At 55.4% G+C, this 11,358-nt stretch carries 9 protein-coding genes; 3 read left to right on the top strand and 6 right to left on the bottom strand.

Annotated features, from left to right (window positions below):
• Positions 1-17: 17 nt before the first annotated feature.
• The gene (locus SFX18_10330) at positions 18-809 is read right to left on the bottom strand and encodes a hypothetical protein (protein MDX1963541.1); all 792 of its coding nucleotides are present in this window, start codon (positions 807-809) and stop codon (positions 18-20) included.
• Positions 810-985: 176 nt separating this feature from the next.
• Between SFX18_10330 and ribB the strand changes: the two genes are divergently transcribed.
• The gene (ribB, locus tag SFX18_10325) at positions 986-2,215 is read left to right on the top strand and encodes a 3,4-dihydroxy-2-butanone-4-phosphate synthase (protein MDX1963540.1); all 1,230 of its coding nucleotides are present in this window, start codon (positions 986-988) and stop codon (positions 2,213-2,215) included.
• 72 nt (positions 2,216-2,287) lie between these two features.
• Complete coding sequence (locus SFX18_10320; GenBank protein ID MDX1963539.1) at positions 2,288-3,355, top strand: methyltransferase; 1,068 nt, start codon at positions 2,288-2,290, stop codon at positions 3,353-3,355.
• Positions 3,356-3,385: 30 nt separating this feature from the next.
• Here the strand turns inward: SFX18_10320 and SFX18_10315 are convergent, their stop codons facing one another.
• The 5 genes from SFX18_10315 to SFX18_10295 all read right to left on the bottom strand — a co-directional run bounded on the left by SFX18_10315 (position 3,386) and on the right by SFX18_10295 (position 9,853).
• Complete coding sequence (locus SFX18_10315) at positions 3,386-4,363, bottom strand: DUF1559 domain-containing protein (protein MDX1963538.1); 978 nt, start codon at positions 4,361-4,363, stop codon at positions 3,386-3,388.
• Between the two features lie 102 nt (positions 4,364-4,465).
• Complete coding sequence (locus SFX18_10310) at positions 4,466-5,854, bottom strand: Gfo/Idh/MocA family oxidoreductase (GenBank protein ID MDX1963537.1); 1,389 nt, start codon at positions 5,852-5,854, stop codon at positions 4,466-4,468.
• Positions 5,855-6,148: 294 nt separating this feature from the next.
• Positions 6,149-7,354: a cyclic dehypoxanthinyl futalosine synthase gene (mqnC, locus tag SFX18_10305; GenBank protein ID MDX1963536.1), complete on the bottom strand. Its 1,206-nt coding sequence runs from the start codon at positions 7,352-7,354 to the stop codon at positions 6,149-6,151.
• Positions 7,332-8,150 (bottom strand): menaquinone biosynthesis protein, encoded by an 819-nt coding sequence (locus tag SFX18_10300; protein MDX1963535.1) that lies wholly within the window; start codon positions 8,148-8,150, stop codon positions 7,332-7,334. The genes mqnC and SFX18_10300 overlap by 23 nt, the downstream gene beginning before the upstream one ends.
• A gap of 413 nt (positions 8,151-8,563) precedes the next feature.
• Complete coding sequence (locus SFX18_10295; protein MDX1963534.1) at positions 8,564-9,853, bottom strand: hypothetical protein; 1,290 nt, start codon at positions 9,851-9,853, stop codon at positions 8,564-8,566.
• A 307-nt stretch (positions 9,854-10,160) separates the two neighbouring features.
• Here SFX18_10295 and SFX18_10290 point away from each other — a divergent pair, with 307 nt between their 5' ends.
• Positions 10,161-11,276 (top strand): Xaa-Pro peptidase family protein, encoded by a 1,116-nt coding sequence (locus SFX18_10290; GenBank protein MDX1963533.1) that lies wholly within the window; start codon positions 10,161-10,163, stop codon positions 11,274-11,276.
• Positions 11,277-11,358: the final 82 nt, after the last annotated feature.

Raw genomic sequence — 11,358 nt, 5'->3', positions numbered from 1 at the left:
CTCAGATCAAACGTTCCTTATTGTTCCTCGTCCAACATTTTAATCCGGCTTTCCAGCCGCTCGATGCGCCGCACAAGCGCTGGCAATAAATCCGGCGCGCGATCATGAAAATTGGGGACCGGCACCGCGGGATAACCCAAATGCCGATGCAGCGCCGCAAACAGTAAGAGCGGGTCCCGGCGGCGATTGGCGGCGGCGATGCGCCCCTCCTTTTCGCCAAAAAGCGGCGCCGGGATATCATCCTCGGTTTGTTCCACGCCTCGTCGGAGCCGCTCTTGGCGGGCAAACTCGCTTCGTTCGTAAATCAAATCGGCCAGATCGATAAATCCGACCTGGCGCCGCACAAAGATCAGCCAATCCCGCCACGCGGCGTCATAAAAGGGGTCATCGGCAACGGCCGTCAAGCCCCGGTCATAGTTTAAGCGATTGCGGCACAGGCATTCCAACTGAAACAAAAATAGCCCCTGGCGGCTAGGATTTTCCGCGCGATACCCCGCTTCCCGGGCCAAAATCACTAGTGCCTGGTTTAAGTCAAATTTACCCCGTTCACGCTCGGCCTCCGCCACGCAAAATGTCTGAAAAGGGGTAAAATAATGGGCCAGCTTGCGCATGGCGGGTGCGAAAAAGCCCGTTAACCGGAGTTCCGCTGACAAAAAATCAATCGCCAGCGGCAAATTCGTGCTTGCCAACAGTTCATGCCGCACGCTGGCCAGTAATTCTTGGGTGGCCAATTGCTGCTCCATTCTGTCGGCTAAAATCCGAAACAGATAAGCCTGCTCGATGTATTCGGCGCGATCCAGGATAGGCATGGTTTGGTCTTGTCAATTGGCGGAGGGGGGAAAGTTTTAGGTGGCATGCGACTCCTCTGCGAAACGAGCCGGGCACACTATAATCATAGGGGCCAACGGCAAAACTCACCGCACTTGATTTTATCGCCGCTGGCAATCATTCCAGGCCAAGTTTCCCCTTAACATAGCAAAAAATTGTGGTTATGCCTCTAAGAATTGCTTCTGTCGATGCCGCTCTGGAGGCCATGCGCGCCGGGCGGGTGGTCATTGTGCTGGATGCGGAAGACCGCGAAAATGAGGGGGATTTTATTTGCGCGGCCGAAAAGGTGACACCGGAGATTGTCAATTTTATGATCACGCATGGCAAGGGGCAGCTTTGCATGCCAATCTTGCCGGATGTGGCCGAACGGCTGAAGCTGCCGCCGATGGTGGATGCCAACACCACCCCCCTGGGGACTAGTTATACGGTGCCGGTGGATCACCGTTCAACCAGAACGGGGATCACTGCGGCCGAACGAGCCACCACGATCCAGCAAATCCTCAATCCCGCCAGCGTGCCGGCGGATTTTGTCCGGCCAGGGCATCTCTTTCCCCTCTTGGCCAAAGAAGGGGGCGTGCTGCGCCGGGCGGGGCATACCGAGGCTGGCGTCGATTTGGCCCGCCTGGCCGACCTGGCTCCCGCGGCGGTCCTGTGCGAAATTTTAGATGAAACAGGCAATCGTGCTAACCGCGAGCAGTTAACCGAATTGGCCAAACAATATGACATGCCGATCATCACGATCGAGGATCTCATTCGCTTTCGCCGCCTGCGCGAAAAACTGGTCTATCGCCTGGCCGAGGCCGATCTGCCAACCCGCCACGGTCGTTTTCGCATCATTGGCTACGGAGTCAAGTTTGAATCGCAGCAACCGCTTGTCTTGGCCATGGGGGACCTGACCTCGGTCGAAGCCCCCCTGGTGCGGCTGCATTCGTCCTGCTTTACCGGCGATTTGCTCGACTCGATGCGCTGTGATTGCGGAGACCAACTGCATCTGGCTCTGGCGCAAATCGCCAGCGAGGGAGTCGGCGTTCTGGTTTATTTGCCACAAGAAGGACGCGGCATCGGGCTGATGGAAAAGCTAAAGGCCTACGCCCTACAAGACCAGGGACTCGACACCGTCGAAGCCAACCTGGCCCTGGGCTTTAAAGCCGATCCCCGCGACTACGGCGTCGGCATCCAACTCTTAAAGGACCTGGGCCTGCGCAAAGTGCGCCTGCTGACCAATAATCCCAAAAAGACCGACGCCTTTATCTATGGCGGTTTTGATTTGGAAGTGGTCGATCAGGTGGCGATTCTCCCCACGATCCACGAACATAACGCCAAATATTTGGCCACCAAACGGGACAAGCTGGGCCACCGCCTGCCGGGAAACTCCCCGAGCGAATAAATTTTTTCACCATTCCCAGTCGATCGGTAGCTTTTGTCCCTTCTTTCTCAATAAATCCCGGCACGCCCGTACATGAAACGTTCCCGCGAATCAGCTTCCCCCGATCGGCCGCTTCCCCCGCTTCCCTCCGAGCAACTGCTCATCGATCTTTTGCCGGAAGTGGCCGCCACGCGACTGCTCTGCACCAGCTTGGGGCGGGGACAACTGGCCCAGGCGGCGGCAAGTCACTGGCCGGAGGCCGCAGTCACGTGCCATTTTTATGATTTGCATCCGTTTGAGTTGGCCCGCGCGTCATTGAGCGCGGCGGGATCGCGCGTCAATGTGGTCTGCCTGGCGGACTTCGCGGAGCAGAACTGTGATCTGGTAGCGTTGCCCCTCTCGGCCAAGGGGGAGAGCGAATTTGCCCGGGAGGAACTGCAGGCCGCGCATCAAGCCTTGCAAGTGGGGGGAAAGCTGATCGCCGCAACCGATAATCCCCGTGACACCTGGCTAGCGGAAGTGATCGACGCCCTGTTTGTCAAAGTCACCCGCCGCGCGACAAAAAAAGGGACTGTGTACCTTGCGAGCAAGGATCGCCCGCTTAAAAAAGTCAAAAACTATTCGGCGGATGTCGTCTTTCGCGATGGAGAACGGTTGCTAACCGCCGTCACACGACCGGGAGTTTTTGCCCATCGCAAGATAGATCCCGGCTGTCGCCAATTGCTTAACGCCATGCACATCATGCCGGGCATGCGGGTGCTGGATTTGGGCTGCGGTTCGGGTATAGCCAGTCTGGCCGCGGCGGCCCGTGAGGAAAATGTCCAAATTCTGGCCGTGGATTCCGCGGCCCGGGCGGTCCAGTGCGTATTGGCTGGTGCGGCAAAGAACAGTTTAACGGGCATTTCAACGGAATTGTCCGCTAAATTGCTGCTCACGGACGCGGGGCGGTTCGATCTGGTGTTGGCCAACCCGCCCTATTACGCCAATTATGAAATCGCCCGCAAATTTGTGCTGGCGGCCCGCACAGCGCTCCGTCCCGGTGGAGAATTGTTGCTCGTGACCAAAATGCCCAACTGGTATGAGGAACACCTGGGCGATTGGTTTAAAAATCTGCAAATCGAACCAAGCAAATCCTATTGGATCGTGCGGGCGCTGCGTTAACCGCGGCGGACGCCGATTGAATAAGAACGATTACTTGGGCAGGGTAAAAATTTTGCCATCGGCCCGCCCCGCCAGCGCCTTGATAACGTTAAAATTTGTTTCAAACGAAAGCTGAATGGTGGCGGCATCGGCCAGGACGCAATTCCACGAGGAAGTATGCGGTCCGCCAAAGCGGTTATAGGGATTGCCACTGAATATGCTATAGTCAGAGACCGGATCGCTTTCGGCTTTGTTGTTTACCGTGCGATACATATCGTTATTCCACCCGGTAAAGCAATGCTCGTTGTCGGCGCCGTCGTCGCCGGTTTCGTAGTAACGGGGGTCGAGGTATTTTTCGCCGACGGCGATGGTTTTGCTGAGACCGTCGGTGATCGCCTTGGTCCGCACGCGGGAGCGGACATACGATAAGCCGTCGGATTTAGTCTGGGTGTCGCGCCAATTGTTCTTAAAGAAATTCTCCGCGTCGTTCAGGCTGCCGGGGCCATCGCCGGATTGATTCTCGCTGCGGGTGCCAGCGTTGGACGCGTAATCGCTGCGGGCCACCAACGGGGTGTTATTCCAGTTGCGGCCTCCGCCCAGCTTATTGGGAAATACGGTTTTAGTGCGACGGGTGGGACACAGATATAAAGGGACAGAGGATTTTATCGCTTCGGTATTGGCGTTGTTCTTGGCCGCTCCGGTCAGGCTTTTACCCAATTGGCGAATGTTTTTGGCCTCGGTATAGTCCAAAATGTTATACGCCCAACCACCGGGCTGGGCCACGTCGTAACCGCGGTCGGCGTCGCCGGTCCACAACCACCCCCAGCCCCCGGTGGGAAAGAACTTGTTGGCGCTTTCGTGGTTTTGGTAGGCGATGCCGATATTACGCAAGTTATTCAGGCATTCGGTGCGGCGGGCGGACTCGCGCGCGGCCTGGATCGCGGGCAACAATAACGCCACCAGAATGCCGATAATGGCAATCACCACTAGCAATTCCACCAAGGTAAAGGCTTGACGAGTCGAGCGCATGGTCGTTTCTCAAATTTAAAAAATGTTTTGTCCCTTTGCGATTGCCGCCCAGCAAGGGACATGCGTGATTCTTTGCCGGCGAGAGGCCCGTGCTTAGTTGGATTATCCAGTTTCCGCGGGATGCACCCACGGGGCGCGATACGGCCGACGGAGCCGCGCGTTGGCCGCGTCGTCGTTTTTGAACTGATGCTGGTCGGCGTCCCAGTGCAACGTCCGGCCCACATCCAGCGCCAAATTGGCCATGATGCAACTGGCGGTGGAGATGTAACCCTGCTCGATATCGGCGACTGGCGGCTTGCGGCTGTCAATGCAGTCCAGCAAATTCCGCATGTGGCCCCGGATCGCCGGCGCGACGTGCTGTTCCAGACGTTCTTCGGTTTTATCCTCGGGGTATTCCTCTAACTCCATTTTGACATCTTGATGCAGGGCTTCGCCGCCGCCGTGGGGTTTAAAGTCAAACTTGTGCACGCTGGCCCGCAACGTTCCCTTGTCGCCATAAATGGTCAAGCCCCAGGGATATTCCGGGTCGGGCGGATCGCCCCAGGTCCGATGCGTCCAGACGACGGGAAATTCCGGAAAGTTAAAAGTGGCGGTCTGGGTGTCGGTAATGTTGGCTTTACTGGCCTTATCCATCAGGATTCCCCCTTGGGAAGAAACAGTTTCCGGCCAGCCCAGATCCAACAGCCACCGGACAGTGTCCAGCATGTGAATGCACATATCGCCCACGATGCCATTGCCGTACTCGTTAAAGGCGCGCCAACTGATCGGGTGCACCAATTTGTTATAGGGACGCAGCGGGGCTGGGCCGGTCCACATTTCATAATCCAAATTCGCGGGAGGCGCGGCATCCGGGGGATTATCGCGGGTGCGCATGTGGTAATAGCAGTAGACTTCCACCAGGCCAATCTTTCCCAGTTTTCCCTCGCGAATAACTTTATTGCGGGCATCGATCAAATGCGGCGTGCTGCGGCGCTGCGTGCCGATCTGCACCACGCGTTGATGCTTACGCGCGGCGTCCAGGATGGCTTTTCCTTCGGCTATATCGACGCTGATCGGCTTTTGCAAGTAGAGGTCCGCTCCGGCCTCGATGGCGGCAATCGCGGGGAGGGCATGCCAGTGGTCGGGGGTGGCAATCAGCACAATGTCCAAATCCCGCTCATTTAGCATCTCGCGATAATCAGAATATTTGACCGGCTGCTTTTTGCTCAGTTGACGGCTGGCCACAATTTCCGCCGCCTTGGACAACATCTCGCTATCGACATCGCACAGCGACACCACATCCACGGGAGTGACTTGGATCAACCGCAGCAGATCGCATTTGCCATACCAGCCACAGCCGATCAGGCCGACCCGAGGCACTTTTTCCTTGGCCAGGGCGTGGGCTTTGACCGCGATAGTTTTTTCTGCGGCCCCCCCGCTTGCCAGTAATCCCCCCTGGGCGGCCAACGATAATCCCAAACCGCTGGACTTTAAGAACATGCGCCGATCCATGCAAAATCCTTTCCCCCAAAAGTGCGATAAGCCCCCCGATGATAGAATTGGCAAAATCTGCCAAGAGTATCATACCGATGAAAGGGAGCGGGGGCAAAGAGATTTTCCGCAAACGTAAAGGTAGCTTAGAACGTGTCCCACCGCTGGCTGGTCCAGCAATGTGGGTCGGTAATCCCGTTGTTTTGACCAAAAAAGACCAAAATCCAAATTTTTTCCTCCCGTCTCCTACCTCCTGTCTCCATTCCGCCGATGCCATCGGCGGCTTTATTTAACCCAAAATTGCCTACCACCCCATTAAGCCTGGTTGACCACCCGCAGCAGGTCATTTGCCCGGGCCAATTTTGGGTCGAGGATTTGCTGGGCAGCCTGCTGGGCCGTTTGTTGTTGGACCGAAACCGCTTGGTAAGCCGGGACATCATAAGCGGCGGAATCAGCCGGCTCAGGCAGCAATTCATAAAAGACATTTCGCCGGCGGGGGATGTACCCCACCTCGCGGATAGCGTCGCGCATTTGATTAAGGCTCAGATAATGCACCGTCCCCGCGGCTGAAACCACGTTTTCCTCAATCATCAGGCTCCCCATGTCGTTTGCTCCGTACAGCAACGCCAGTTGCCCGACTTTTAGCCCCTGGGTGACCCAACTTGACTGAATATTGGCAAAGTTGTCCAGATACAACCGCGCGACCGCCTGGGTCTTGAGATATTCAAAACCTCCTGCCGGGGGCAGATGAGCCATATCCGTATGTTCCGGCTGAAAAGTCCAGCAAATAAACGCGGTAAAGCCGCCGGTTTCGTCCTGGAGTTGCCGCAACCGTTCTAAATGTTCGATGCGCTCGGCCAAAGTCTCGACATGTCCAAACATCATGGTGGCCGTGCTGCGCCCCCCTAATTCGTGCCAAACGCGGTTCACATTCAGCCAATCTTCGGTCATGACTTTGCCGCGGGTGATCGCAGCGCGGACGCGATCGACCAAAATCTCGGCCCCACCGCCGGGCAGGCTTCCCAGTCCCGCGGCCTTTAACCGGGTTAGCACCTCCCGCAAGGGGAGCTTGCTGACTTTGGTAAAGTGATGGATCTCGGGCGGGCTAAAGCCATGCACGTTAATCTGGGGAAACTCTCGCTTGATATCCGATAATAATTCTTCGTACCACTCCAGCTTAAAATCCGGGTGCAAGCCTCCTTGCATCAGGATTTGATCCCCCCCCAACTCGGCGGTTTCCCGGACTTTTTGCAATAGTGTCTGACGGTCTAATACATATCCTTCGGCATGTCGGGGAGTACGATAAAAAGCACAAAAATCACAAACCGCCGTGCAAATATTGGTGTAGTTGATATTGCGGTCGATATTGTAGGTTCGAAAGTCTTCTGGATGCAGGCGGCGCGTGACTGCGTCAGCCGCCTGCCCTAATGCCGTTAGGTCGTGCGACTGCAAGAGCTGCAACCCCTCGGCCGGAGTTAGCCGTTCTCCCGCGATTGATTTATCCAACAGTTTCGTAATCATGGCGGACAAGGTTGACTCCCGCGGGCGCCAAGCCCAACGCTTGCGCATGCTGATAAAAAAGGGCCAAGCCGCGCGCTTCGCGCGGGCCAAGGTAGAAATACAGGTTGTCCCGCAAATAACTATGACACTGTGGAACGGTCATCCCCAGCGTCGCCGCTTCACGGAGGGCAATTTGACCCAACTGGGCGACCCCCCGGTCACGGGCTAACTCTAGCGCAGTGGTGATTTCGGTGGTGTCGATCTCAGGCCGTGCCACCCACATGGCAAACACAAAGGGTAGCTCCGCCCAACGGCACCATTCATCCCCTAAGTCCCAAACTTCGGCAAATTTGCCACTTGGGGAAAAAATCGCGCGATCACCGATGAGCAGGACGGCATCGGTGTCGGCATCGGCCAAGCCCGCCATAACCGGCAAGGGTTGCAACCGCGGCCTTATGCCAAACCGCTGCCACAAGAGAATTTTAGTCAATGCGGCACTGGTGCGCGATCCTTCATCCAGGGCCAGTGTGCGGATCTGATCCATGGGCACCCGACTAAATAGCTTGACACTCAGGACCGGTCCCCGGCAACCAATGCACGCATCCGAGATAATCCGATAAGCGGGATTTTGAAAATACTCGACCGAGGGGATCAGAGCCACGTCAAGCTCCCCCCGGGCCAGGCGATCCGCCAAGCGGCTGGGATAATCCAACTGCAAATTGGCGTAAGGGGCTAGTTCTGCCAGTCCCTCGATAAGGGGCTTGGTGTTGAGGTAGCTGACAGCGCCGAGTTGTAATTTTTTGCCGAGCGTTTTCATGATCGCTGACACTTTCCCCGATCAGGGTTAGTGAAACTATTCACAAGCACATTCTAAATTGATGCAAGTTACTACGCCAGTGCAACTTGTGGTATTTTTTATGCCATATCTCAAATCACGATGACTACTGTATTACCCGCACGGGACGCCCCCATTTAACCCGCCTCCGATGCAAAAATACTTACCAGGCTATACGTTGGCGTTACGAATATGCCGATGGCTAAAACTGCCCGCTGATCAGCGGGAGACGGGGAAAATAAGCAACAACAAAAGATTAGGCCAGTATGGATTGCACCTATTTGCTCTCGCGCAATCCACCACACATTTCCCAGGGCAGCCGCGACTTACTGAAAAACACTTGCTAAAAAGCCACAGCCATGATGATTAAATTCAAATATATCATTTTAGTTAATTTACTTCATTGATAAGGCCCCCGCTGCTGGAGGGGTACGCCATAACCTCCACGCCAACCACAACGCCGAAAGTATCGTGGCCGCGGCGCAGATGACTAATGGTAACCGCAAATCCCAGTCCACCGTCCGGGCATACCAGGTTTGCAGCGGAGACGGAAGCGCTTTATTAAAGATTCGATGATCGCAGGCATAAAGAAGCTTGTAGGCATATCCCCAGGCGCTGTGCGACCACCCCACCAGACAGGTTGCATAATCCCCCCGCCGCGCCACCTCCCAAAGCACATAAATCAACCAGGGCATGTACCACAATTCATATTCGGGCATCATCCCCACAAATGCCACAAAAAACAGGCAATAAGTAATGACCACGCCCCGGGGTACCGGGACCGGACGGGATAATCCAGCCACAGTCCAGCCACCCAACACGATCAATGTCAAATATGACCCCAGTTGTTTTGCCAAGATCCGAAAATCATGAGCGGCCTGGGGAGTGGAATAGCCGGCCAAAATCCACCAAATGGAACACAGATTGCCGCTCATGGTAGGGTGGACGGAATGCCCAAAACTGGCTAGCCCGCTATCCCGCCAGGCAATCAAGGCCACCCACGACGCCACCCAAATCGTCCCATACAGAAACAACGTCCAGCGCTTGCCAGGCGTGGCCAGCCATAAAGGCAAGAAAATAAGAACTAGAAATGGTTTAGCGCAAAACATGCCTAGACCCGCCACATGCAGGCTAGCGATGGGTCCGTGCCGCCGCCATGCCCATAGTGCGAGACCCGACCAGGCAGCGGCAATAGCGTCATCCTGGGACATTAAACTAGTCGCCAACCAGCAGACCGGCAACGCCCAGAGAAGCCACATCAAGGAAGATTGCCGCCAACCGCGTGGTACTCCATAATCCCGCAGGGCCAGCCCCCAACCGATCCCCATGCCTATCGTGGCGCAGATGATCATCGTGCCACGCAGAGCCAAAAACGTATTTATTCCTAAAATGCGTTGCGCGTATATCAACGGAGAGATCACCACCGGCAACAAGGGGGAAGCGATCCGCCCCCCCACGGTGTCATGGTCGGAAACGGGTTTGAGCAACATCCAGGGATCGGCCAGATATTTTAGATAGTCGGCGGTGTCATGGCTAAACTCGCGCCCCGCGACAATTTTCCATAAAATAACCGCCAACGCGGCTTGGCCGACCAAATAACTCCCCACCAAGAGCCACCACCAGAGTTTGATGGTGCCTCCCGCTCTTTCCGCCTCTGGAAAGTCCCCCACGCGCGAAGTTGACATAATTTCACAAAAATGCTGCGCGGGTTACCATCACTGCCCCCGCTTTACCTACTGGCGTATCCCATGCACACTTGCAATTCTACGTCATGACCCGGAATTGCTTAGCCAGCATACTGTATAGAATATAATCAAATATATACAAGCGCGTATCTGTCGGATTTCTCTTCCGGGGTAAAATTAGGTCAATTTTCCGCCGGGAGAGTTGGTTTTAGCCTTTTGGTGGCCAAATTCGCTAAAAATGTGCTATGCTAAGCCCACGTAATCGTATGAATCGCCACCTCCCATTTACGCCGCCTCGATTTTAACTATGACCGATCGTTTTGCCCGCCGCCGGGAATTGTTGCGCAAATCCCTGCACAAAGAAAAAATCCCCAGCTTGTTGGTGCAGCGCGAAACCAACGTTCATTGGTTAACCGGGTTTACCGGCGAGGATTCGATCCTTTTTCTTGATCCGCAACGCGAAATTTTGATTACAGACTCCCGCTTTGTCACCCAATTGGCGGATGAATGTCCCAATTTGGAGTTGGTAGTCCGCAAAACCGGTCGCGGGACCCAGACGATGGATCAGGCGGTTGCGCGCACCCTCAAAAAACTAGGGATTCGGTCCTGCGGCTGCGAGGCCGACACCATGACCGTGGGCCTGCGGGAGCGAATCGATGAAAACCTCAAAGGAAAGCTAGACTGGGTCAGTACCCACGCCCTCATTGAAAACCTGCGCGCTGTTAAGGATGCCCAGGAAATCCGCGAGATTCGCCAGGCGGTAAAAATCGCCGAAGAGGCCTTTGTCTCGTGTTTAGATAAACTTTCCCCGGACGAGCGGGAAATCGATTTTGCCCATCAACTCGAGCAGGCAATTCGCAATCGCGGTGGCAGCGGTCATAGTTTTGAGCCGATCGTGGCTGTCGGACCTCGCGCGGCTTTGCCGCATGGGCGTGCTAGCCATGCCAAATTAGGCGAAAATCCGCTGCTATTGGTCGATTGGGGAGCGCGGGCCAATCGTTATGTCAGCGATCTGACGCGAATTGTCATTACCGGCAAGACTCACCCCAAATTGGAAAAAATTTATCGCGCGGTCCTGGCGGCACAAAAAGCGGCCATCGCCAAAATTCGCCCCGGGGTCGAATGTTCCGTCGTCGACGCCGCCGCGCGAAACTCCATCGCCGCAGCTGGATTTGGCAAGTATTTTGGGCATGGCCTGGGTCATGGCATAGGTCTGGATGTCCATGAAATGCCACGTTTTAACACCACCTCCACCCAAATTTTAGAACCAGGGATGATCGTCACCGTGGAACCGGGAATATATTTGCCGGGATTTGGCGGCGTGCGGTTAGAAGACGACGTTTTGGTGACCAAAGACGGACATGAAGTGCTCAGCACTTTACCAAAAAGTTGGAATTCAACACGGGCGGCTTGGGTTACGTAAATTGCCAAAAGTGAGTATAATCTGGCTTTTTTACAAGAATAGTTGTGAATAATGGGCAATTTCACAGCATTTTCCCCTTCAT

The organism is Pirellulales bacterium, from assembly GCA_033762255.1.
In the GTDB taxonomy this organism is placed as follows: domain Bacteria; phylum Planctomycetota; class Planctomycetia; order Pirellulales; family JALHPA01; genus JANRLT01.
Note: the sequence above shows the minus strand (reverse complement) of the source record. Positions and strands in the feature narration are given on the sequence as shown.